Below are 21,375 nucleotides of genomic sequence, written 5' to 3'. Positions count from 1 at the left end.
ACACGACGTGGACCCCGACGAGTAGGCCGTCGGGGTCCACGATCGCTTCATCGCCGGATCAGTGATCCACGGCTTTCTCTGCTCCGAACCCGGTGAGCGACCGCACCTCCATCTCGGCGGCCAGGAGCGGCGACTCCTTGGTGCGGCTCGTGACGGTTCCGAGCCAGCCGAGGAAGAAGCCGAGCGGGATCGATACGATGCCCGGATTGTTCATCGGCCAGAGGACGATGTCGATTCCGGGGATCATCGACGTCGGCGAACCGGAGAACACCGGCGACAGGACGATGAGGATGATCGCCGCCGCAAGACCGCCGTACATGCTCCAGACCGCGCCACGGGTGTTGAATCGCTTCCAGAACAGCGAATACAGGATCGTCGGCAGATTCGCCGAGGCGGCGACCGCGAAGGCGAGCGCCACGAGGAAGGCGATGTTCTGCCCCTGGGCGCCGATGCCGCCGATGATGGCGAGGATGCCGATCACGACCACCGTTCGCCGCGCGACGCGCACCTCGCCGTCGGGGTCGGGCTCGACCGGGTTGCCCGCGGAGTCCTTCTTGCCCTTCTGGATCACGTTCGCATAGATGTCATGCGCGAACGAGGCGGCTGCCGTGATCGTGAGTCCGGCCACCACGGCGAGGATGGTCGCGAAGGCGACCGCCGAGATGAAGCCGAGCAGCACCGGTCCGCCCAGATAGAGCGCGAGCAGCGGGGCGGCCGAGTTCGGTCCGCCGGGTGCCGCCGCGATCACATCCGCGCCGACGAGCGCGCCCGCTCCATATCCGAGCACCAGCGTGAGCAGATAGAAGCCGCCGATGAGCCAGATGGCCCACACCACTGAACGACGAGCCTCCTTGGCGGTGGGCACCGTGTAGAAGCGCATCAGCACATGCGGGAGCCCGGCGGTTCCGAGCACGAGGGCCATGCCGAGAGACACGAAGTCCCAGGGGTTCGCCCCGTACTGCAGCCCCGGTCCGAGGATGGCATCGCCCTTGTCGGAATTCGCCACCGCTCCCTCGAGCAGCGTGTTGAGACTGAACCCGTTGATCGCCAGCACCCAGATCGTCATCGCGATGGCACCGCCGATGAGCAGGAGCGCCTTGACGATCTGCACCCAGGTCGTGCCCTTCATGCCGCCGATGAGGACGTAGACGATCATCAGCAGACCGACCACGGCGATCACGATCGACTGCCCGATCCGGCCGTCGATTCCGAGCAGCAGCGAGACCAGGCCGCCAGCACCCGCCATCTGCGCCAACAGATAGAAGAAGCACACGGCGAGCGTCGTGATCGCGGCCGCCATGCGCACCGGGCGCTGCTTCAGACGGAAGGACAGCACGTCGGCCATCGTGAACTTGCCGGTGTTGCGCATGAGCTCTGCGACGAGAAGCAGTGCGACGAGCCAGGCGACGAGGAATCCGATCGAATACAGGAATCCGTCATAACCGTTGATCGCGATCGCTCCGCAGATTCCGAGGAACGACGCCGCCGACAGATAATCGCCGGCGATCGCGAAACCGTTCTGCGGCCCCGTGAACGAGCGGCCGGCGGCATAGTAGTCAGCCGCCGTCTTGTTGTTCTTGCTCGCCCGAATCACGATGAAAAGCGTCACCGCGACGAAAGCCAGGAAGATCGAGATGTTGAGGACGGGATTGCTCTCGGCCGTGACCGGCTGGGTGGCTGCGTGAATGATGTTCATGCTTCTCCCTGCGCCTTCTCGAGCTCTTCACGGATCTCCGTGGCGATCGGATCGAGCCGCCGGTTGGCGAACGCGACGTAGCCCATCGTGATCGCGAAAGTGGTGACGAATTGCCCGAGCCCCATGAGCAGTCCGACGGTGATATCGCCCCACACCCTCTGCGACATGAAGTCGATCGCGAATGCGGCGAGCAGGACGTAGACGAAATACCAGATGAGGAAGAACGCCGCGAGCGGGAAGATGAACGATCGCTGCGTCTTCTTCAACTCGCGGAATCGTGGTGATTGCTCGACAGCGATGTAGTCGATCGCTCCCGGCGAATCAGCCGTCTGATGGTCGGTCATGGGGCCTCCTTGCCTCATGTGCTGCGGCTCGCCCCGGTTTCCCAGGCGAATGATAGGGTCGACGCTACGAAACGGGGAACAGCGCCGTCACCCCCGAAAGTAGGTAGTCGTGACCACATCGACCCGGATGGAATCAGAGACCGAGCTCGTCGCCAGAGCAGTGCGCGAGCTCGCTCAGCGCACCCGGTTCCCGGTCGCCTTCGGTGGGCTCATCGACGAGGGTGTCGTCAGCGTGACCAGCATCGTCGGAAACCGCACCCGCAGTCTCGACGGGCTGCGAGTGAGACCCGAGCGCGGCCTCGGAGGGCGGGCGATGATGGAACTGCGCCCCCGCATGACCAGCGACTACGGATCCTCCCAGCAGATCACCCATGACTACGACGTGTTCGTGCTCGGCGAAGGACTGCGGACCCTGCTCGCTCTGCCCATCGTCGTGAGCGGTCGCCCTCGAGGCATCCTCTATGCGGGAGCCTGGGACAGGACACCCGTCGGAGGCGTGACGACCGCTCCGGCGATGCAGGTCGCGCAGTCCGTGGCTGAGGAGCTCCGCGTCCGCGACGAGGTGGAGCGACGACTTCGTTCGGTGGCACCGGCATCCGATTCCGTCGCGCCGCGTCATCGCGAAGAGCTGCGCGAGAGCTTCGCCGAGCTTCGCAGCATCGCGGCGTCCGTCGATGACGCCGAACTGCGCGCGCGAATCGCGCAGGTGGAACAGCGTCTCGTGATGCTAGCCGAGGATGCTGTCCCGCCGGGGACCGGACCGATCTCGACCGTTCATCTCTCCCGTCGGGAGACCGATGTGCTCGCGTGCGCGGCCCTCGGGGCGACGAATGCGGAGATCGCCGGTCAGTTGGGCCTCCGCGAGGGCACAGTCAAGGCCTACCTCGGCACGGCCATGTCGAAGCTCGACGCGTCGACCCGCCACGCTGCTGTGGCCAAGGCGCGCCGCGCCGGGCTGCTCCCCTGAGCCGCCGGCACGCGCGGCATCAGGGCTGCACAGGCGCTGCCCAGCGCTGACGGCTATCGTGGACACCGGTCGGTGAACCCCGGCCCCGGACGAGGCAGACCAGTACCCGGTGAGCGAAAAGACTGGTCCGAAAGGACCGTCATGTCGTGGATCGTGCTGATCGTCTCCGGTGTTCTCGAGGCCGTGTGGGCGACTGCCCTGGGCAAATCCGAGGGACTCACCAAGCTCTGGCCGAGCATCATCTTCGCGGGTGGTCTGATCCTCTCGATGATCGGACTCGCATTCGCGATGCGTGATATCGCGACCGGAACCGCATATGCCGTCTGGGTCGGAATCGGTGTGACACTCACCGTCGTCTGGGCGATGGTCACGGGTGACAGCGAGGTCTCCTGGGTGCGCATCCTGTTGCTTCTCGGACTCGTCGGATGCATCGTCGGATTGAAATTGATCGACCCCGGTCACGAGTAATATCCTCAGGCTCGTCAATTCGGAGTATTGTCATTTCCATGGCAAGAAGAATTGTGCACCAGCTGGTAGACGACATCGACGGAAGCGTTCTGGATGTCGGTGAAGGCGAGACCGTGCATTTCTCGCTGAATGGAACCTCGTACGAAATCGATCTGAATACCGCTCACGCAGAAGAATTGCGCGCGGCACTCGAGCCGTATATCTCGGCAGGGCGTCGGGCCGGCTCCGCCGTGTCTGCGCGATCGGCGGCACCTCGCAAGCGTGCCGGCCGCAATCCGGAGGTCGCCGCGATCAGGGCGTGGGCCAACGACAACGGCTACACGCTCTCAGAGCGGGGACGAATTCCTGCTCCGGTCGTCGAGGCGTACAACGCCGCGCACTGACTCACTCGGAGGTCGCGACTCCGGGTTGGGCCCACGGCTCATCCCGGAGCGTGATCTCCTTCGCCATGTCCGACAGGAATCGGATGACGACGTCACGCTCGTCCGCCGTCAACCGCGCCGCTGAGTAGAAGCGCTTGGCCTGCTGACGACCCACCGTCTCCATCGCCGCCTGTCGCGTCTCCGGAGTGATGGTGATCGCCAGAGCACGCCGGTCGGTCGGATGCGGTGCGCGCCGGATGTGGCCGCCCTTCTCGAGGCGGTCGAGCAGCTTGGTCGTCGACGCCGTCGAGATGCCGAGGTGGGTGGCGATGCCCCCAGGAGTGGCCGTCGCACCGCGGTTCGCGCAGACGATCAGATAATGCAGCGCTCGCATGTCCGTGTCGTTGAGGCGCATGTAGCGGCGCGAGGCGAGCGACAGCTTCTGCTCGGCGTCCCTGAGCTCGCCGAGTGCTCCCATCACCAGCGCGATCTGGCGCAGGTCCTCCGGTGCGACTCCCGACCGGTCGATCAGGGTGCTCCGCGGATCCGCGGACTCGACGTCGTAGATCGCCGCGTGCGCGACGCCGTCCGGCGAGCCCGCCTCCTGTCGAGAGAGGACGTCGGACGCGCCGCTTCCGCGGGGGGTGGCGTCGGGTCCGTCGTGCATGACATCATGCTACACACGAATGTTTCATGTTATGTTGATTATTAGCTAAGCTAGCGAAAATCGAGGAGGTTCCCCCGTTGGATGAGGTCACCCTCCTTTCTGCAGACGGAGTCGCGATCGGCACCAGTGCGAAAGACACGGTCCACACGACCGATACCCCTCTTCACCTGGCCTTCTCCTGCCACGTCTTCGATCGTGAGGGGCGTCTTCTGGTGACGCGACGAGCGCTCGCGAAGCGCACATGGCCCGGCGTCTGGACCAACAGCTTCTGCGGTCACCCACGCCCCGGCGAAGACATGACCGACGCCGTGCATCGACGCGCACAGGACGAACTCGGGCTCCGCCTCACCGACGTCTCCCTGGTGCTGCCCGACTACCGCTACCGGGCCGTCGACGCGAGCGGAATCGTCGAGAACGAGATCTGCCCCGTCCATGTGGCCATCGCAGACGGCCCCCTCTCCCCTGACCCCGACGAGGTCGCCGAGTGGGCATGGGTCGACCCGGCGGAGTTCGCCGACTCCGTGATCGGCGCTCCCTTCGCCTTCAGCCCCTGGCTCGTCGAGCAGCTCCCCCAGCTCCGCGACCTCGGGGTGGTGTGACCATGACCGTGACCGTGACGCAGGCCGCGCCGCGAGAGGACCTGAGCCCTCGAGTCGAAGAGATGCTCCGCCAGCGCTTCGCCCTGCACTGCGAGAACGCAGAGGCGTATGGAACCGAGTTCGCTGCGCTCTGGCGCGCGACCGCAGACCATGCGCTCGGCGGCAAGCTCGTTCGCCCGAGGCTGCTGCTCGACATCCATCGCGCACTCGTCCCGTCCGCCGACGACAGCGCGACGGTGGCCGCCGTCGACATCGCGACGCACATCGAGCTGCTGCACTACGCCTTCCTGCTGCACGACGACGTCATCGACGGAGATCTGACCCGCCGCAAGCGACCGAACCTGATCGGAGAGCTCGCGGCGAGCACGCCGGCCACCTCCGAGGAGGACTCGCTGCACTGGGCAAGATCCAGCGCGATCCTGATGGGCGATCTGATGCTCTCGGCCGCGATCATGGGTTTCGCCCGGGCAGAGGTCTCGGCGCACGCACGACGACGCCTGCTCGATCTCGTCGAGCAGACCATCCTCGAGACGGTGGCCGGCGAGCACACCGACGTGGCGCTGAGCCACGGGATCATCGCGTCGGACGTCGACACCGTCCTCACCATGAGCGTCTACAAGACGGCGACCTACTCGTTCTCACTGCCTCTGAGAGCAGCGGCGCTCCTCGCCGACTCCTCCGATTCGGCCGAAGCGACGCTGCAGTCCGTGGGCCGCCACCTGGGTCTCGCATATCAGCTGCAGGACGACCTGCTCTGTGTCTTCGGAGACCACCGCACACATGGCAAGGATGCGTTCTCCGATCTGCGGGAGGGCAAGGAGACGGCCCTCATCGCCTTCGCCCGATCGACGGGCACCTGGGAGCGCATCGCGCCCCGATTCGGTTCCGCAGATCTGAGCCTCCAGGATGCCACCGCGATGCGCGACCTGCTGCGCGAATGCGGAGCCGAGCGATTCGTCGTCGGCCTCATCGGCGATCAGCTCGACGCGGTCTACGCGCTGTTGTCAGAGGCGGAGCTCGCCGGCGAGATCAGCTCGGATGCCGCGCGGTCGATTCTGGTCTCCGCGTCTCGCCTCGAAGGACGACAGGCATGAGCCCGACCCCTCACGACGCGTCGGGTGCGAGTCTGGGACGGTTCAACCGCGCCGCCGACACAGCATCCACCGAGGTCATCCGCACATACTCGACGTCGTTCGGGCTGGCGACCCGACTGCTCGGGGAGAGACATCGCCAGCATGTGCGCAACATCTACGCCATGGTTCGCATCGCCGACGAGATCGTCGACGGCGTCGCCGCGCAGGCAGGACTCGACGAGTCCGCGCAGACCGGCGCGCTCGCGTCTTATGTGGCCGAGACCCACCGGGCGATGGATGTCGGATACAGCACGGACCTCGTGTTGCACGCCTTCGCGCGCACGGCGAGGGAGTGCGGGATCGGCGAGGATCTCACGCAGCCGTTCTTCGACTCGATGGCCGCAGACATCGCGGGCGACACCGGCTTCACCGCCTACGACGCGGCGGCGCACGAGCGCTATGTCTACGGCTCGGCCGAGGTGGTCGGACTGATGTGCCTGCGGGTGTTCCTGCGAGAAGACACGCGCACCACCGGCGAACTCGAGACCCTGACCCACGGAGCACGACAGCTCGGCGCCGCGTTCCAGAACGTCAACTTCCTCCGTGACCTCGCCGACGACACCGAGCGCCTCCAGCGCGGCTATCTCGGCGACGGCGGCCGCCTCACCGATGCCGACCGCGACGACTGGGTTCGCACCATCACGGCGCAGCTCGACGATGCGGCACGCTCGATCCCCTTGCTGCCCAAAGACGCTCGCGCCGCCGTGCGCAGCGCCCACGCGCTGTTCGCCGCCCTGACGAGACGCGTCGCGAAGACTCCGGCCTCGAGCCTCTACGAGCGCCGGGTGCGCGTGCCGGATCCGATCAAGGCGCTGCTGGCCACGCGGTCAGTGCTCGTGACGGCGCTGGAGCGGAACCGATGAGCCGGGTCGCGGTGATCGGCGCGGGAGTCGCCGGTCTCGCTGTCGCAGGACTGCTCGCCCGCGACGGTCACGAGGTGACCGTCTATGAGAAGAACAGCCGCGTCGGTGGTCGCGCGGGCACCATAGAGCGCGACGGCTTCCGGTTCGACTCCGGGCCGTCGTGGTACCTCATGCCCGAGGTGTTCGACCACTTCTTCGAGATGATGGGCACCTCGACGCAGGATCAGCTCGACCTGACGCTCCTCGATCCCGGGTACCGCGTCTTCCAGGCACCGGAATCGGACGGGCACCCATCGCCCTCCGTCACCGTGCCCTTCGGGCGCGCGGCGGTATCTCGTCTGTTCGAGTCCCGCGAGCCCGGCTCGGCGCAGGCGCTCGACGCGTACCTCGACTCGGCGCACGACGCGCGCGTCATGGCCGAACGCTACTTCCTCTACAACCCGTTCACGCGACTGCGCACGCTGATGACGCCGGAGGTGCTGCGAGCCCTTCCTCGTCTCTTCACGCTGCTCGGCACGCGCCTGCAGTCGTTCGCCGCTCGGCGCTTCCGAGACCCGGTGATCCGTCAACTGCTCGGATACCCCGCGGTGTTCCTCGGCACCGATCCCCGCACCGCCCCGGCGATGTACCACCTCATGAGCGCTCTCGATCTCGACGAGGGCGTCAGCTATCCGCAGGGCGGGTTCTGGCGCGTCGTCGAGCGCATCGCGGAGCTGGCCGAGGCGGCGGGCGCCAGGATCGTGCTGGATGCCGACGTCACGGCGATCAGCACAGGCATCCGGTCGGGCGCACCCACTGTGACGGGTGTCGAGTGGCGCGACTCCGACGGAGTCGCGCACACGGCAGACGCCGACATCGTCGTGTCCGGCGCCGATCTGCATCACACCGAGACGGCGCTGCTCCCACCGCACCTTCGCACGTACCCCGATTCGTGGTGGCAGCGGCGCACCAGCGGACCAGGTGCCGTGCTCGTGATGCTCGGCGTGCGAGGCTCTCTGCCCGAGCTGCCGCACCACTCGCTGTTCTTCACCGAAGACTGGGATGCCAACTTCGACGCCATCTTCGGCGATGCGCCCGAGATCCCCTCCCCCGCCTCGACGTACGTCTGCCGTCCGAGCGCCACTGACAGCACCGTCGCCCCCGAAGGGCACGAGAACCTCTTCGTGCTGGTGCCGATCCCTGCCGACACCGCTTTGGGCGCGGGCGGCTCCGACGGCGGCGGATCTGCGGCGATAGAGCGGGCAGCGGATGCCGCGATCGACCAGATCTCGCGCTGGGCAGGCATCGACGACCTGCGCGAGCGCATCGTGGTGCGTGAGACGAAAGGTCCCGCAGACTTCCTCGAGGACTACAACTCGTGGCGCGGCGGGATGCTGGGACCGGCGCACATCCTCTCCCAGAGCGCGATGTTCCGCGCTCAGAACGAGTCGCGCCAGGTGACGGGGCTGTACTACGCGGGCGCCACGACCGCACCGGGGGTCGGCGTGCCGATGTGCCTGATCAGCGCCGAGATCGTTCTCAAGCGGATCCGCGGCGACCACTCCAGCGGACCTCTCGACGTCTCGGCCACCGCTGAGTCTGCGAGCGGAACCGCGTGATGGGCTTCGTATATCCGGTGGTGCTGCTCGCCACCCTCGGATGCATGCTGCTGCTCGATCGGAGATTCCGGCTCTTCTTCTGGCGCGACGCCGTCTCCGCGTCCGTCGTCACGGCCGTCGGGCTCGCGTTCTTCCTCGTCTGGGACGTCGCGGGCATCGCCGGAGGGATCTTCTTCCGTGGCGAGTCGGCCATCGCGACGGGGATCGTCCTCGCCCCCGAGCTCCCGATCGAGGAGCCGGTCTTCCTTCTCTTCCTGGTCGTGTGCACGATGATCGTCTACACCGGCGCCGTGCGCATCCTGACGAGACTGACCCGACGCCCGAGCGAGGTCGCACAGTGACCTACCTCGAGCTCTCCGCGTGGTTCGTCGGCGCCGCGGTGGTGGCGGCCATCGTTCTGTCGATCGTCTCGGGCCGGCATCGCGCCCACCTCGGCGCCGTGGCCGTGACCGTCGTCGTGCTCTTCATCCTCACCGCCGTGTTCGACACGGTGATGATCGCGACGGGCCTGTTCCACTACTCCGCCGATCATCTGCTCGGCGTGCACATCGGTCTCGCGCCTCTCGAGGACTTCGCCTATCCGCTCGCCGGGGCGGTGCTGCTGCCGACTCTGTGGGCGGCGCTGCGCGCCCGTCGACGCGCTCGTGACGACGTCAGAACCGCCGACGAGGATCCCTCATGACCTCGTCGGCCCGCGGATCCGTCGGTCGCGACATCGCGCAGATCGTTCTGTCATCCCGTCCGATCAGCTGGATCAACACGGCGTTCCCCTTCGCGGCCGCATACCTTCTCAGCACCCGCGAGATCGACCTCACGCTGATCATCGGCACGCTGTACTTCCTGGTGCCCTACAACCTGGCGATGTACGGCATCAACGACGTGTTCGACTACGCGTCCGACCTCGCCAACCCGCGCAAGGGCGGGATCGAAGGTGCACTGCTCTCCCCCCGCATCCACCGGGCCACACTGTGGGCGGCGGTCGTGACGAACATCCCGTTCCTCGTCTACCTCGTGGTGGTCGGAAACCCCGCGTCCTGGTTCTGGCTGGCGATCAGCGTGTTCGCCGTGATCGCCTACTCCGCGCCGGGGCTCCGGTTCAAGGAGCGGGCATTCCTCGATTCGACGACCTCGAGCCTGCACTTCGTGACCCCGGCGATCGTGGGTCTCGCCCTGGCCGGAGCATCCGCCACGCCGACGGCGGTCATCGTGCTCATCGCCTTCTTCCTGTGGGGCATGGCGGCACACGCCTTCGGCGCGGTGCAGGACATCGCACCCGACCGCGAAGGCGGGATCGGATCGATCGCGACCGTGATCGGAGCCCGTGCGACCGTGCGGCTGTCGATCGCGCTCTGGGCGCTGGCCGGCGTCGCGATGCTGTTCACCTCGTGGCCGGGTCCGCTGGGCGCTGCGCTCGCGCTGCCGTACATCGTGAACGCCGCGCCCTGGTGGAACGTCACCGACGAGACCTCCGCGGGCACCAACCGCGCCTGGCGGCGTTTCATCTTCCTCAACTACTTCGCCGGGTTCCTCGCGACGATGATCCTCATCCTGGCCTGGGTCTCCTGACGCCCCATCCCTGATCCCCGCCCTGCACCTCCCGAGAGGAACCCGATGTCCCGCCCCGAGAACGCGCCCAACCCGCCGACCCGAGTGCGCACGCGGCGACACTCCTGGGCGCGCATCCTCATCCCCGTCGCCCTGATCCTGGTGTGGCTGGTCGGGGCGGGGCTCGGCGGCCCGCTGTTCGGCAAGGTCGATGAGGTCTCGTCGAACGATCAGACGAGCTATCTGCCCGAGTCCGCTGATGCCACCCAGGTGCAGAAGCTCCTCGGCGAATTCAACGACAGCGACGCCATTCCTGCGATCGCCGTCTTCGTGTCCGAAGACGAGCTCTCGGAGTCGGATCTGCAGACCATCTCGGATGCCGTCGCCGAGGCCCCCTCGGTGGAGGGTGTGAGCGAGGATGTCTCCCCCGCTCTGACGTCCGAAGACGGCAAGGCGGTGCAGGCGTTCATCCCCATCGAGGGCGACGCGGAGCTCGCCGATGCGATCGACGCGCTCGGCGCTCAGCTGCGGGAAGCCGCTCCTGGCGGCGTCACCGTCTACATCACGGGTCCCGCGGGCTTCAGCGCAGACCTCGTCGCCGGGTTCGCCGGAATCGACGGACTGCTGCTGGGCGTCGCCCTTCTCGCGGTGCTCGTCATCCTGGTGCTGGTCTACCGCTCGTTCCTGCTGCCGATCGTCGTGCTCTCGACCAGCCTGTTCGCGCTCTGCGTGGCATTGCTCGTCGTCTGGTGGCTGGCCAAGTTCGAGGTGCTGCTGCTCAGCGGACAGACCCAGGGCATCCTGTTCATCCTGGTGATCGGAGCGGCGACCGACTACGCCCTGCTCTTCGTGGCGCGGTTCCGTGAAGAGCTCCGCGTCGTTCAGGACAAGGGAACAGCCGTGCTGGCTGCGTGGAAGGGCTCTTTCGAGCCGATCGTCGCCTCCGGCGGCACCGTGATCGCCGGCCTTCTGTGCCTGCTGCTCAGCGACCTCAAGTCCAACAGCACTCTCGGGCCGGTGGCCGCGATCGGCATCGTGTTCGCGATGCTCGCAGCGCTCACTCTGCTTCCTGCGCTGCTGCTGCTGTTCGGCCGCGCGGTGTTCTGGCCCCGGCGTCCGAAGTTCGAGCCCGAGGTCGTCGCCGAAGAGCACGGCATGCGCAAGACCGGGCTGTGGGCGCGCCTGGCCGGCATGATCACCAAGAGCCCCCGCGCGATCTGGATCGTCACGACTCTCGTGCTGCTCGCCGGCGCCTCCGGCGTGCTGCAGCTCAACGCCGTCGGCGTGCCGGCATCCGACCTCGTGCTCGGCGCCTCGGAGGCCCGCGACGGACAGGTGGCCCTCGGCGAGCACTTCCCCGGCGGCTCCGGCAGCCCGGTCTACGTGGTCGTCGCAGAGGACAGGCTGCAGGATGCCGCCGACGTGCTGCTCGCCGACGACGGCATCGACGGCGTCTCGGTGACGGCGGCCGATTCGCCGAGCGGTGCGGCGACGGTCACCGAAGACGGACTCGTCGCGGTCGGCCCTCCAGGTGCCCCCGTGCCCGAGCCGACGGTGGTGGATGGCGAGGTGCTGCTGCAGGGCACCTTGACCGACGCGGCGGACTCCGATGCTGCTGCTGCCACGGTGCGCGAGCTGCGCGTCGAGTTGCACGAGCTCGACGCACTCGTGGGCGGTGTGACGGCGACGGCGATCGACACGAACGACGCGTCGATCCATGACCGCAACCTGATCATCCCCGTGGTCCTCGTCGTCATCATGCTCATCCTCATGCTGCTGCTGCGCTCGATCCTCGCCCCGGTGCTGCTGATCATCACCACCGTGCTGTCGTTCGGCACAGCCATGGGCGTCTCGGCGCTGATGTTCAACGGCGTCTTCGGCTTCCCCGGCGCCGACCCTGCCGTGCCGCTGTACGGGTTCGTGTTCCTGGTCGCACTGGGGATCGACTACAACATCTTCCTGATGACCAGAGTGCGCGAGGAGTCTCTCGAGCACGGCACTCGCGAGGGAGTCCTCCGCGGGCTCTCGATCACGGGAGGCGTGATCACCTCCGCCGGTCTCGTGCTCGCTGCGACCTTCGCCGCACTCTCGGTGATCCCGATCCTGTTCCTGGCACAGCTCGCGTTCATCGTGGCGTTCGGCGTGCTGCTCGACACGTTCGTGGTGCGCTCGCTGCTCGTGCCTGCGCTCGCCTACGACCTGGGGCGAGTGATCTGGTGGCCGTCGAAGCTGTGGCGGAGCGGTCGCGACTGAGGAGTGCCCTCGACTGGATTCGAACCAGCGACCTGCCCTTTAGGAGAGGGCTGCTCTATCCTGCTGAGCTACGGGGGCGACGATTCCATTCTAGAGGGACCCTCGCCCCCGGCTTCCGCTCACGCCGCCAGGGCGAGGTACGGCTCCCACCTCGGGTCGCTCCGCTCGGTGCCACGCACCGTCCACGCGGTGCCGTGAGGAGGACGCGGCGCGAAGCGCAGCTCCCAGCGCATCTCCTGCGGAGTGCGGTCGCTCTTGGTGTTGTTGCAGCGCAGGCAGCAGGCGACGAGGTTCTCCCATGAGTCGGCTCCGCCCCGCGAGCGCGGCATGACGTGGTCGATGGTCGACGCCGCCTTGCCGCAGTAGCCGCAGCGGTGATTGTCGCGGCGTAGGACGCCCCGCCTCGTCACCGGCACCCGTCTGCTGGCGGGAATGCGCACGTAACGCGAGAGGACGATGACGGCGGGGCGGTCGTAGACGCCATGGCTGCCCCAGACGGGGTCGTCTTCGACGCGTTCGATCACGGTGGCCTTGTCATTCATGACCAGGACCAGGGCTCTCTTGAACGACACGATCGCGAGCGGTTCGTATCCTGCGTTCAGTACAAGTGTGCGCATCGTCATCCTCTCGATCCGCCGGGACGGCTTCCCGGCACTCTCGACTCACACGAAGCCGCACGGAGCGGAGGCGTTCGCAGGGATGAAAAAAGGCGCTGTCTACAGACAGCGCCTCATTCGCACGGCAACGCCGTGGTGTCCCTGCGGACGATGCAGAAGGACGTGACGACCGAGGTCATCCATGGTTCGGATGCTCGATATTCGCTCCATCAGCTTCTCCCGCCTGTGCGACAACGGGTTCAGGCTAACCCATCAGGAGAGCACGAGGGCGAAACTGCGGGTGAACTCCCGGAGGCGTGTCCGCGAGCAGGAGAGGTGACTGGCTCGATCAGCCCGCGTTGGCGCCGAGCCAGGCGATGGGCTCCATGAGCCCACCGTTGACCCAGACCTCGAAGTGCAGGTGGTTGGCCGTCGAACGCCCGGTGCTGCCGACGAAGCCGATCAGCTGACCGGCGGCGACGGTCTGACCGGCCTGGACCTGACGCGAGCCGTAGATCATGTGGCCGTACGTGGTCTGCACGCGCTGGCCGCCCACGACGCTGTCGAGCATGACGGCGACGCCGTATCCGCCGATGCTCTCCGCCGAGGCGCGCACGACGCCGGCAGCGGCGGCGTAGATCGGCGTTCCGGCCGGAGCCAGCATGTCGGCACCCTGGTGCGCACCGCCGACTGTGCGGCTGACGTTGTACGAACCCTGCGGAAGCGGATAGCGGACCTCGCCGGAACCCGGCGAGACCAGCGCGTAGTTGCCGATGTCGAAGCTCGACGAGGACGATGCGGTGACGGCCTTGGCGGCGGCCGCAGCACGGGCCGCGGCGGCTTCCTCCGCCTTCTTCTTCTCGATCTCACCCGGAGTCGTGGCGGTGAAGGTGCCGCGACTGAGTGGTGCGGCCGTGGCGTCGGAGGCGACGACCAGAGACTGGGCGTCGACGGCAGCCATCTGCTGCACCGTCGTCGCCGCCTCCGCGGGCTTCGTGGCAGCGTAAGCGGGAAGAGCGACAGCAGCGACGAGAGCACCGACGGCCCCGAAGATGGCGATCGAACGCAAGGGCTTGACGACCTTGCGGGCGTCGACGCGGCTGCGGGAGCTGCGAGCGACTGCTCGATCTTCAGTTGTCTTCATGGGCGATTCGATGTCTTTGGCCAAAACTTGATCCTCCAGCGCCTGCGCGCTCGGGTAGCGCTGGCTCGTCGGCACTCTGCTCTCGTGGCACGAATGTAGCTCGGGTACGTTGTGCGGTCTGACCGGGAGGTCGACGAGCCTGGAAGGCGAGTCCTCTCGGGTGTCATCAGCGGGCTTCTTCGACGACCTGTCCGAGGTTACCGGAAGATAACGATTCTGTCACCCCACGAACCTGGCAATCCTCGGAGAGGCGGAATCACGCGGATCTGAGGGCCGATCGGCCTCGTGGATCAGGCAGGTTCGCCGACCAGGAAGATGTGGGAGGCGAGCTCGACGGGGAGCTCCAGACCGTCTTCCTGGCCCTCCATCTGGATGAGGACGTATCCCTCGTTGAAGCGATAGTCCCCCTTCGCGCCGGGGACGACGCCCGCGTCGCGGAGCTGCTCGAGCAGCTCAGGATCGACCTGCGCGGGCTCGGCGAGACGACGCACGGTTCCGTCGATCGGAGCGCCCGCGGCGTTGAGCTTCTGCACCAGTCCGATGACACCCTCGTCGAAGGTGCGTGCCGGGGTGTCGCCCAGCTGGTCGAGCCCGGGGATCGGGTTGCCGTACGGCGATTCGGTCGGGTGACCCAGCAGCTCGACGAGTCGACGCTCGACCTGCTCGCTCATGACGTGCTCCCAGCGGCACGCCTCTTCATGCACGTACGCCCAGTCGAGACCGATGACGTCCGAGAGCAGACGCTCGGCCAGGCGGTGCTTGCGCATGACGTTGACGGCCTTGCGACGGCCAGCGTCGGTCAGTTCGAGGGTGCGGTCCTCGGAGACGACGACGAGACCGTCGCGCTCCATGCGCCCCACCGTCTGAGAGACCGTCGGACCCGAGTGTCCGAGACGCTCGGAGATTCGTGCACGCAGCGGCACGATGTTCTCCTCCTCGAGTTCGAGGATGGTGCGGAGATACATCTCCGTGGTGTCGATCAAGTCCGTCATGTGGCCCTCCGGGTCTTCTTAGGCAAGCCTACATTCCCACGCGGACATCAGGGCGTCATGCGGTGAGGGCACTCGGACCTCACGCCGTAGAATCGACGCATGGCGATCGAGATTCCCCGTGACCTCCTGCCCGCTGACGGCCGCTTCGGCTGCGGTCCCTCGAAGGTGCGCACTGCGCAGCTCGACGCGCTGCTCGCCGCGGCGCCCACCCTGCTGGGCACCTCGCACCGCCAGGCGCCGGTCAAGAACCTGGTCGGCAGCGTCCGTGAGCAGCTGGCGGCTCTGTTCCGGCTCCCCGAGGGATACGAGATCATCGTCGGCAACGGCGGTTCGACGGCGTTCTGGGATGCTGCGGCCTTCGGCCTGATCGAACGACGCAGCCAGAACCTCGTGTTCGGCGAGTTCGGCGGCAAGTTCGCCGCGGCCGCCGCCGCTCCGTGGCTCGAGGCGCCCGATGTCCGCAAGTCCGAGCCGGGTTCGCGCACGGCCGCAGAGGTCGTCGAGGGCATCGACGTCTACGCCTGGCCGCACAACGAGACGTCCACCGGTGTCGCGGCCCCCATCGAGCGCGTGATCGCCGACGGCGCTCTGACCGTCATCGACGCGACCAGCGCTGCCGGCGGCATCGACTTCGCCGCCGCCCAGGCGGATGTCTACTACTTCGCGCCGCAGAAGAACCTCGGCTCCGACGGGGGCCTCTGGTTCGCCGCGGTGTCGCCTGCCGCGGTCGACCGGATCGAGCGCATCGCCGCCTCCGACCGGTACATCCCGGAGTTCCTCAGCCTGAAGAACGCCCTCGACAACTCGCGACTCAACCAGACGCTGAACACGCCGGCGCTGACGACCCTGCACCTGCTCGACAGCCAGCTCGGCTGGATCCTCTCGAACGGCGGCCTGTCGTGGGCCGGCGCCCGCACGGCGGAGTCCTCGGCGGTCCTCTACGACTGGGCCTCGGCATCATCCGTGGCGACCCCGTTCGTCACGGATGCGGCACACCGCTCACCCGTCGTCGTGACCATCGACTTCGCCGACACCGTCGACGCCGCAGCCGTAGCCAAGACCCTGAGGGCCAACGGCATCGTCGACACCGAGCCCTACCGCAAGCTCGGCCGCAACCAGCTGCGGGTCGCGACCTTCGTGTCGATCGAACCCGACGACGTCCGACAGCTCACTCGCTCTCTCGACTACGTGCTCGAGCAGCAGGGCGCCTGACGCCAGGGAGTCGACGAGAAAAGGGGCCGCGTTCACACGCGGCCCCTTTTCACGTTCGACTCAGTGGACGGTCATTCCTCGTCGTCGGAGTCGTCGTCGTCGGAGTCCTCGTCGTCGTCATCGTCGTCGTCGGAGTCCTCGTCCTCGTCGTCCGAGTCGTCGTCGTCGTCCGAGTCATCGTCGTCGTCCGAGTCATCGTCTTCGTCCGCAGCAGCCGAGTCGTCGAGTTCGTCGACGTCGACTCCGTCGAGGTCTCCCGCATGCAGCACACGCGGCTCGGCGGCGAGCTCGTCTTCGTCGATGTCGTCGTCGTCGTCCTCGTCGATGTCGTCGTCCTCGTCGATGTCATCGAGATCGTCGTCGGATTCGTCGTCGTCGACCGAGCTCGCGTCCTCGCCTTCCGCAGCGGCCGCGGCCGCCTGCGCCGCGAGCTCCACCTGGTGGGCGCGGTAATCGGCGAGACGCTCGGCCCACGGCACCCATTCGGGTGCGAGGAGCGCTCCGTCGCCCGGCAGCAGCTCGAGCTCGAGCACCGTGGGCTCCTCATCATCGACGCGCGCGACCGTGACCGTCCAGAACCAGCCCGGATACCCGGGAAGTCGGTTCTCGAAGCGCAGCGACACAGAGCCGCCCTCTTCGGGGATGTAATCGGCTGCGGGTCCGACGGTCGACGGCGGAGTGATCTCGTGCAGTGCGGCGAGCGCGAGATCATGAGCGTCGATCAGACGCTGGTCCACCTCAGGCTTCGAGGTCATCGGCTACCTTGCGCAGAACTGCCGCGATCTTGCGGCCTTGGGCCGACGAGGGGTACCGGCCGCGTCGCAGATCGCCGCCCATCCCGTCGAGGAGCTTGACGAGGTCCTCGACGATGATCGCCATGTCGTCTGCCGGCTTGCGCTTCGCCTTCGCGAGGCTCGGCGGGGCTTCGAGCACCCGCACGGACAGCGCCTGGAGGCCGCGCTTGCCATCGGCGACACCGAACTCCACCCGTGAGCCCGCCTTGACCGCCGCGCCCGTGGGCATGGCTGAAGCGTGCAGGAAGACGTCTTGGCCGTCATCGCTGGCGATGAAGCCGAAACCCTTGTCTTCGTCGTAGAACCTGACCTTGCCGGTGGGCATGGGAGAAACCTCGCTGAGTCGGTGTGGAGCTGGATCGGACGCACGCGTGCGACCACCTCCAGCCTACCGGTCGCGGGGCGGGGAATCCGTAGGTCACGATGCGGAACCGTGAGCCCCTGCAACGACTAGGCTGAGACGGATGAGCACCAAGAGTCCCGAACCTGAGGTTCCCGTTCGCCGCATCGATCGCATCCTGGCGTTCACGGCACTCGGACTCGCCGCGGCATCCATCATCTGCTTCTTCGCGATCATCATCGGCACTGCCGTCGGCATGGAGCAGCAGGACTTCGGCACCGGTGCCTGGCCGTTCATCGCCGCGATCCCCTACTGGGGGCTTCCGGCCGCGTTCGTCATGATCATGGTGCTCCTCATCATGAGCTTCATCCGCAAGGGGCGCGCGGCATCGCGGCCCTGAGGAATCCGTCATGAGCACGCACGCCCGACCGCTGGCCGAATGGCTCTCCGAGGCGAGCGATGAGCAGCTCACCACTCTGTTCTCGGTCCGGCGCGTGCGCGCGGATGCCGGCTGGCAGGACTTCTTCGATGCCGCCGAGGCCCTCCTCGATCCCACGTCGATCGCGCGGATCCTGCCCCTCCTCACGCACGGCGAGGCCGTTTCTCTTCTCGCGGCCGCGGCCACCCCTGTCACAGAGCACTCCCCCCAGCGGGCGACGCTCGAGAGTCTCGCACTGCTGCGCCCCGACGGCGCACCCTTCCCGCCGGTCGTCGCCGCCATCGCCGATCGACCGGAGCCGACTCCGCTCAGCCTCTCGGCGCCGACGCCCGCGACCGATGCCGAGAGCGCCCATGCGGCCGAGCGGGCGTTCACGACGGTCTCCGCCCTCGCCGATCTGCTGCTGCTCGCGCGAGAGAAGCCCTTCGCACTTCTCGCCGGCGGCAACGTCAGCGCCGGAGAGAAGCGGCAGCTCAGCGAAGCGGGCGTCGCCGCTGAATCGATCGACGGGCTGATCGAGATCGCGATCGACTCGGGCCTCGTCGCACCCGATGCTCGCCGGCTGCGCACCACGCCGCGGACCGAGGAATGGCTGCGATCGCCCGTGGCCGATCGGTGGAGCGCGCTCGTGGAGGGCTTCCGCGATGCTCTCCCCCGAGGGGTGCGGGCGTCGGACGGCGGCTGGTCGTCCACGACGGCCTGGGCGCAAGCGCACCCGTGGGACCCCGCGTGGGCCGACCGCAGTGACGCGCTGCTCGAGCGCGCTCGTCTGCTCGGGCTCATCACCGACGGCGGCAGTGAACCCGCATGGGCGGCTTCGATCCGCCGAGGCGAGAACGTCGACGCCGCTGCGCTCGTCGCGCTGCTTCCGAACGAGGTCGATCGCATCTTCCTCCAGAACGACCTGAGCGCGATCTCGCCCGGCCCTCTCGCTCCCGGGCTCGACGTGCGGCTGCGCACGATCGCCGCGCGAGAGTCCGCAGCCCAGGCTTCCACCTACCGCTTCACCCCCGAGTCGATCGCGCACGCGCTCGTCGCCGGCGAGACCGAGCAGTCGATCCTCGAGTTCCTCGAATCGCTCTCGCTCACCGGCATCCCTCAGCCGCTCCGCTATCTCGTCACCCAGACCGCGCAACGACACGGCCTGGTTCGCGTGTCGATCGACCCCGAGACCGGTCGGACGCGCATCGAGAGCAGCGACCAGCACCTGATCGAGGCGATGGCCGTCGACCAGGGGCTGCGACCGCTCGCCCTGACGAAGCACGTCGCCTCTCTGACGACGCGCGTCGGGCGCGACACCGTCTATTGGGCATTGACTGACGCTCGGTACCCGGCGACGCTCGTCGACGACGACGGACGCGCGATCGCCCGCGAGCGGAATCCGATCACCGAGGCGACGCCCGACCCCGCGCCCGACTATTCCGCGCTCATCGCCGCGATGCGCTCGCATCAGGGGCCGGACGCGGACGCCGCCTGGCTCGACCGCGAGCTCGAGGCCGCTGTCCGAGCGAAGGCCGTGCTGCGAGTGAGCGTCGGAATGCCCGACGGCTCGACGAGAGAACTGATCCTCGAAGCCACCGGGCTCGGCGGAGGACGCCTCCGCGGCCGAGATCGCGCGGCAGATGTCGAACGCACGCTGCCGGTGTCGAGCATCCGCGCCGCCGTCGTGATCGCGCAGTAAACTGGACAGCTATGTCTGATGGACCCCTGATCGTCCAGAGCGATCGCACAGTGCTGCTCGAAGTCGCCCACTCCGACGCTGAGAGCGCCCGCCACGAGCTGGCGATCTTCGCCGAGCTCGAGCGCGCGCCAGAGCACATCCACACCTACCGCATCACGCGGCTCGGACTGTGGAACGCGCGTGCCGCCGGGCACACCGCCGAAGACATGCTCGAGACGCTCGACCGCTGGTCCCGCTTCCCCGTGCCGCCGTCGGTCGCCGTCGACCTCCGCGAGACCGTGAACCGGTATGGCCGCCTCGTGATCGAGCGAGACGACGAAGGCACCCTGATCCTGCGCTCGACCGACCCGGCCGTTCTCGCCCAGGTCGCGAACAACAAGCGCATCCAGCCGCTGCTGATCGGGCACCCGGCTCCGGACACCTTCGTGGTCGACGCGTGGGCGCGCGGGCAGATCAAACAGGAGCTGCTGAAGATCGGCTGGCCGGCCGAGGACCTCGCCGGGTACACCCCCGGCACACCGCACGAGATCGAGCTCGCCGAGGACGGCTGGCAGATCCGCCCCTACCAGCAGGATGCCGTCGACGCGTTCGCGAAGGACGGCTCGGGCGTCGTGGTGCTGCCCTGTGGCGCGGGCAAGACCATCGTCGGTGCCGCGGCCATGGCGGCGACCAAGACGACGACCCTGATCCTCGTGACGAACACCGTCTCGGCACGGCAGTGGCGCGACGAGCTGCTCAAGCGCACGAGCCTCACACCCGAGGAGATCGGCGAGTACTCCGGCCAGGCCAAGGAGGTCAAGCCGGTCACCATCGCGACCTACCAGATCCTCACGGCGAAGCGGAAAGGCGAGTACGCCCACCTCGCCCTGCTGGATGCCCTCGACTGGGGTCTCATCGTCTACGACGAGGTGCACCTGCTCCCCGCGCCCGTGTTCAAGCTGACCGCCGATCTCCAGGCTCGGCGCCGGATCGGCCTCACCGCCACGCTCGTCCGCGAGGACGGTCGCGAGGGCGACGTGTTCAGCCTGATCGGCCCCAAGCGCTTCGATGCTCCGTGGAAGCAGATCGAGGCCCAGGGGTTCATCTCCCCCGCCGTCTGCTACGAGGTGCGCGTCGACCTGCCGCCGGACGACCGGCTCGAGTACGCCGCCGCGACAGACGACGAACGCTACCGTCTCGCCGCTTCCGCACCGGCGAAGATCGCGGCCGTGCGAGAGCTCATCGAGAAGCACAAGGACGAGCGGATCCTCGTGATCGGTCAGTACCTCGACCAGCTCGACTCGCTCTCGCAGTCGCTGAACGCGCCGCAGATCACCGGCGCCACGCCCGTCGACGAGCGCGAGGAGCTCTATCGCGCCTTCCGCGAAGGTGAGATCTCACTGCTCGTGGTGTCGAAGGTCGCGAACTTCTCGATCGACCTCCCCGAGGCATCCGTCGCCATCCAGGTGTCGGGTTCGTTCGGCTCGCGACAGGAGGAGGCCCAGCGCCTGGGCAGGCTCCTGCGTCCCAAGCAGTCCGGCCGCACGGCGAGCTTCTACACGCTGGTCGCCCGCGACACGATCGACCAGGACTACGCCCAGAACCGCCAACGGTTCCTCGCCGAACAGGGCTACAGCTACACCATCATGGACGCCGACGCCCTCGCCGCCTGACCGCCTGCGGGCCCTCCCTGCAGCATCGCT

General features: G+C 67.5%; 23 protein-coding genes, 1 tRNA gene, 1 pseudogene and 1 riboswitch. Of the genes and pseudogenes, 16 read left to right on the top strand and 9 right to left on the bottom strand.

All coding sequences use genetic code 11. The features are described 5' to 3' along the window. Positions 1-58: 58 nt before the first annotated feature. Complete coding sequence (locus OB895_RS17120) at positions 59-1,696, bottom strand: monocarboxylic acid transporter (RefSeq protein ID WP_311878379.1); 1,638 nt, start codon at positions 1,694-1,696, stop codon at positions 59-61. Then, entirely contained in the window at positions 1,693-2,040 is a 348-nt protein-coding gene (locus OB895_RS17115; protein ID WP_042539853.1) for a DUF485 domain-containing protein, read from the bottom strand. Before OB895_RS17115 ends, OB895_RS17120 begins: the two co-directional genes overlap by 4 nt. 109 nt (positions 2,041-2,149) lie before the next feature. Between OB895_RS17115 and OB895_RS17110 the strand changes: the two genes are divergently transcribed. The 4 genes and pseudogenes from OB895_RS17110 (at position 2,150) to OB895_RS18255 (ending at position 3,858) form a co-directional block, all read left to right on the top strand. Then, complete coding sequence (locus OB895_RS17110) at positions 2,150-3,007, top strand: LuxR C-terminal-related transcriptional regulator (protein ID WP_042539851.1); 858 nt, start codon at positions 2,150-2,152, stop codon at positions 3,005-3,007. Between the two features lie 64 nt (positions 3,008-3,071). Then, positions 3,072-3,138: riboswitch (guanidine-III (ykkC-III) riboswitch) on the top strand. A 10-nt stretch (positions 3,139-3,148) separates the two neighbouring features. Next, positions 3,149-3,475, top strand: a complete 327-nt coding sequence (locus tag OB895_RS17105; protein WP_042539849.1) for a DMT family transporter — start codon at positions 3,149-3,151, stop codon at positions 3,473-3,475. Beyond that, a pseudogene (locus tag OB895_RS18260) lies at positions 3,433-3,639 on the top strand (Lsr2 dimerization domain-containing protein); the annotation flags it as partial. The gene OB895_RS17105 and the pseudogene OB895_RS18260, both read left to right, overlap by 43 nt. 66 nt (positions 3,640-3,705) lie before the next feature. Further along, on the top strand, positions 3,706-3,858 hold the full coding sequence (locus OB895_RS18255) for an Lsr2 family DNA-binding protein (protein ID WP_446499970.1): 153 nt from the start codon (positions 3,706-3,708) through the stop codon (positions 3,856-3,858). A 1-nt stretch (position 3,859) separates the two neighbouring features. On the opposite strand, the gene OB895_RS17095 is transcribed toward OB895_RS18255, so the two are convergent. Then, a complete protein-coding gene (locus OB895_RS17095) occupies positions 3,860-4,504 on the bottom strand; it encodes a MarR family winged helix-turn-helix transcriptional regulator (RefSeq protein WP_079113264.1) in 645 nt (214 codons plus the stop codon). A gap of 77 nt (positions 4,505-4,581) precedes the next feature. On the opposite strand from OB895_RS17095, the gene idi reads away from it, so the two are divergent. From idi to OB895_RS17055, 8 genes are read left to right on the top strand one after another with little or no spacing between them, the layout of a single operon-like run. After that, positions 4,582-5,103 carry an isopentenyl-diphosphate Delta-isomerase gene (idi, locus tag OB895_RS17090; protein ID WP_079113265.1) on the top strand — a complete coding sequence of 174 codons (522 nt, stop codon included), beginning with the start codon at positions 4,582-4,584 and terminating at the stop codon, positions 5,101-5,103. 2 nt (positions 5,104-5,105) lie between these two features. Next, entirely contained in the window at positions 5,106-6,197 is a 1,092-nt protein-coding gene (locus OB895_RS17085; RefSeq protein ID WP_052492919.1) for a polyprenyl synthetase family protein, read from the top strand. Beyond that, a complete protein-coding gene (locus OB895_RS17080) occupies positions 6,194-7,099 on the top strand; it encodes a phytoene/squalene synthase family protein (protein WP_042539842.1) in 906 nt (301 codons plus the stop codon). The genes OB895_RS17085 and OB895_RS17080 overlap by 4 nt, the downstream gene beginning before the upstream one ends. After that, a complete protein-coding gene (gene crtI / locus OB895_RS17075) occupies positions 7,096-8,697 on the top strand; it encodes a phytoene desaturase family protein (protein ID WP_042539841.1) in 1,602 nt (533 codons plus the stop codon). The genes OB895_RS17080 and crtI overlap by 4 nt, the downstream gene beginning before the upstream one ends. Beyond that, positions 8,697-9,038, top strand: a complete 342-nt coding sequence (locus OB895_RS17070; protein ID WP_042539838.1) for a lycopene cyclase domain-containing protein — start codon at positions 8,697-8,699, stop codon at positions 9,036-9,038. Before crtI ends, OB895_RS17070 begins: the two co-directional genes overlap by 1 nt. Further along, entirely contained in the window at positions 9,035-9,379 is a 345-nt protein-coding gene (locus tag OB895_RS17065) for a lycopene cyclase domain-containing protein (protein ID WP_079113267.1), read from the top strand. The genes OB895_RS17070 and OB895_RS17065 overlap by 4 nt, the downstream gene beginning before the upstream one ends. After that, the gene (locus OB895_RS17060; protein ID WP_311878369.1) at positions 9,376-10,263 is read left to right on the top strand and encodes a prenyltransferase; all 888 of its coding nucleotides are present in this window, start codon (positions 9,376-9,378) and stop codon (positions 10,261-10,263) included. Before OB895_RS17065 ends, OB895_RS17060 begins: the two co-directional genes overlap by 4 nt. Before the next feature lie 45 nt (positions 10,264-10,308). Then, entirely contained in the window at positions 10,309-12,495 is a 2,187-nt protein-coding gene (locus tag OB895_RS17055) for an MMPL family transporter (protein WP_311878368.1), read from the top strand. A 4-nt stretch (positions 12,496-12,499) separates the two neighbouring features. On the opposite strand, the gene OB895_RS17050 is transcribed toward OB895_RS17055, so the two are convergent. The 4 genes from OB895_RS17050 to OB895_RS17035 form a co-directional block, all read right to left on the bottom strand. Next, positions 12,500-12,573, bottom strand: a tRNA-Arg gene (locus OB895_RS17050). A gap of 41 nt (positions 12,574-12,614) precedes the next feature. Continuing rightward, complete coding sequence (locus OB895_RS17045; RefSeq protein ID WP_042539885.1) at positions 12,615-13,112, bottom strand: HNH endonuclease; 498 nt, start codon at positions 13,110-13,112, stop codon at positions 12,615-12,617. Between the two features lie 328 nt (positions 13,113-13,440). After that, complete coding sequence (locus OB895_RS17040) at positions 13,441-14,235, bottom strand: M23 family metallopeptidase (RefSeq protein ID WP_042539830.1); 795 nt, start codon at positions 14,233-14,235, stop codon at positions 13,441-13,443. Positions 14,236-14,525: 290 nt separating this feature from the next. Beyond that, a complete protein-coding gene (locus tag OB895_RS17035; RefSeq protein ID WP_042539828.1) occupies positions 14,526-15,227 on the bottom strand; it encodes an iron-dependent transcriptional repressor DtxR in 702 nt (233 codons plus the stop codon). Between the two features lie 99 nt (positions 15,228-15,326). On the opposite strand from OB895_RS17035, the gene serC reads away from it, so the two are divergent. Beyond that, the gene (gene serC / locus OB895_RS17030) at positions 15,327-16,439 is read left to right on the top strand and encodes a phosphoserine transaminase (RefSeq protein WP_311878365.1); all 1,113 of its coding nucleotides are present in this window, start codon (positions 15,327-15,329) and stop codon (positions 16,437-16,439) included. A 71-nt stretch (positions 16,440-16,510) separates the two neighbouring features. Here serC and OB895_RS17025 read toward each other — a convergent pair whose 3' ends face one another. Beyond that, positions 16,511-17,194: a DUF3027 domain-containing protein gene (locus tag OB895_RS17025; protein WP_311878363.1), complete on the bottom strand. Its 684-nt coding sequence runs from the start codon at positions 17,192-17,194 to the stop codon at positions 16,511-16,513. Continuing rightward, entirely contained in the window at positions 17,178-17,558 is a 381-nt protein-coding gene (locus OB895_RS17020) for a cold-shock protein (RefSeq protein ID WP_042539821.1), read from the bottom strand. The genes OB895_RS17025 and OB895_RS17020 overlap by 17 nt, the downstream gene beginning before the upstream one ends. 139 nt (positions 17,559-17,697) lie before the next feature. Between OB895_RS17020 and OB895_RS17015 the strand changes: the two genes are divergently transcribed. Genes OB895_RS17015 through OB895_RS17005 form a run of 3 tightly spaced genes read left to right on the top strand, consistent with a single transcriptional unit; the run spans position 17,698 to position 21,345 of the window. Beyond that, positions 17,698-17,973, top strand: a complete 276-nt coding sequence (locus tag OB895_RS17015) for a multidrug ABC transporter ATPase (protein ID WP_311878360.1) — start codon at positions 17,698-17,700, stop codon at positions 17,971-17,973. A 10-nt stretch (positions 17,974-17,983) separates the two neighbouring features. Continuing rightward, a complete protein-coding gene (locus OB895_RS17010) occupies positions 17,984-19,693 on the top strand; it encodes a helicase-associated domain-containing protein (protein WP_311878358.1) in 1,710 nt (569 codons plus the stop codon). A gap of 11 nt (positions 19,694-19,704) precedes the next feature. Continuing rightward, complete coding sequence (locus OB895_RS17005; protein ID WP_042539815.1) at positions 19,705-21,345, top strand: DNA repair helicase XPB; 1,641 nt, start codon at positions 19,705-19,707, stop codon at positions 21,343-21,345. Positions 21,346-21,375: the final 30 nt, after the last annotated feature.

Origin of the sequence: Microbacterium forte (assembly GCF_031885415.1) — a bacterium.
Lineage (GTDB): Bacteria > Actinomycetota > Actinomycetes > Actinomycetales > Microbacteriaceae > Microbacterium > Microbacterium forte.
This window is presented reverse-complemented; position numbering and strand designations above follow the sequence as displayed.

Coding starts and splice junctions, on each gene's coding strand:
- OB895_RS17120 (WP_311878379.1), bottom strand. CDS start 1,696: ATGAACATCATTCACGCAGCCACCCAGCCGGTCACGGCCGAGAGCAAT.
- OB895_RS17115 (WP_042539853.1), bottom strand. CDS start 2,040: ATGACCGACCATCAGACGGCTGATTCGCCGGGAGCGATCGACTACATC.
- OB895_RS17105 (WP_042539849.1), top strand. CDS start 3,149: ATGTCGTGGATCGTGCTGATCGTCTCCGGTGTTCTCGAGGCCGTGTGG.
- OB895_RS17095 (WP_079113264.1), bottom strand. CDS start 4,504: ATGCACGACGGACCCGACGCCACCCCCCGCGGAAGCGGCGCGTCCGAC.
- OB895_RS17085 (WP_052492919.1), top strand. CDS start 5,106: ATGACCGTGACCGTGACGCAGGCCGCGCCGCGAGAGGACCTGAGCCCT.
- OB895_RS17080 (WP_042539842.1), top strand. CDS start 6,194: ATGAGCCCGACCCCTCACGACGCGTCGGGTGCGAGTCTGGGACGGTTC.
- crtI (WP_042539841.1), top strand. CDS start 7,096: ATGAGCCGGGTCGCGGTGATCGGCGCGGGAGTCGCCGGTCTCGCTGTC.
- OB895_RS17070 (WP_042539838.1), top strand. CDS start 8,697: ATGGGCTTCGTATATCCGGTGGTGCTGCTCGCCACCCTCGGATGCATG.
- OB895_RS17060 (WP_311878369.1), top strand. CDS start 9,376: ATGACCTCGTCGGCCCGCGGATCCGTCGGTCGCGACATCGCGCAGATC.
- OB895_RS17055 (WP_311878368.1), top strand. CDS start 10,309: ATGTCCCGCCCCGAGAACGCGCCCAACCCGCCGACCCGAGTGCGCACG.
- OB895_RS17045 (WP_042539885.1), bottom strand. CDS start 13,112: ATGCGCACACTTGTACTGAACGCAGGATACGAACCGCTCGCGATCGTG.
- OB895_RS17040 (WP_042539830.1), bottom strand. CDS start 14,235: ATGAAGACAACTGAAGATCGAGCAGTCGCTCGCAGCTCCCGCAGCCGC.
- OB895_RS17035 (WP_042539828.1), bottom strand. CDS start 15,227: ATGACGGACTTGATCGACACCACGGAGATGTATCTCCGCACCATCCTC.
- serC (WP_311878365.1), top strand. CDS start 15,327: ATGGCGATCGAGATTCCCCGTGACCTCCTGCCCGCTGACGGCCGCTTC.
- OB895_RS17025 (WP_311878363.1), bottom strand. CDS start 17,194: ATGACCTCGAAGCCTGAGGTGGACCAGCGTCTGATCGACGCTCATGAT.
- OB895_RS17020 (WP_042539821.1), bottom strand. CDS start 17,558: ATGCCCACCGGCAAGGTCAGGTTCTACGACGAAGACAAGGGTTTCGGC.
- OB895_RS17015 (WP_311878360.1), top strand. CDS start 17,698: ATGAGCACCAAGAGTCCCGAACCTGAGGTTCCCGTTCGCCGCATCGAT.
- OB895_RS17010 (WP_311878358.1), top strand. CDS start 17,984: ATGAGCACGCACGCCCGACCGCTGGCCGAATGGCTCTCCGAGGCGAGC.
- OB895_RS17005 (WP_042539815.1), top strand. CDS start 19,705: ATGTCTGATGGACCCCTGATCGTCCAGAGCGATCGCACAGTGCTGCTC.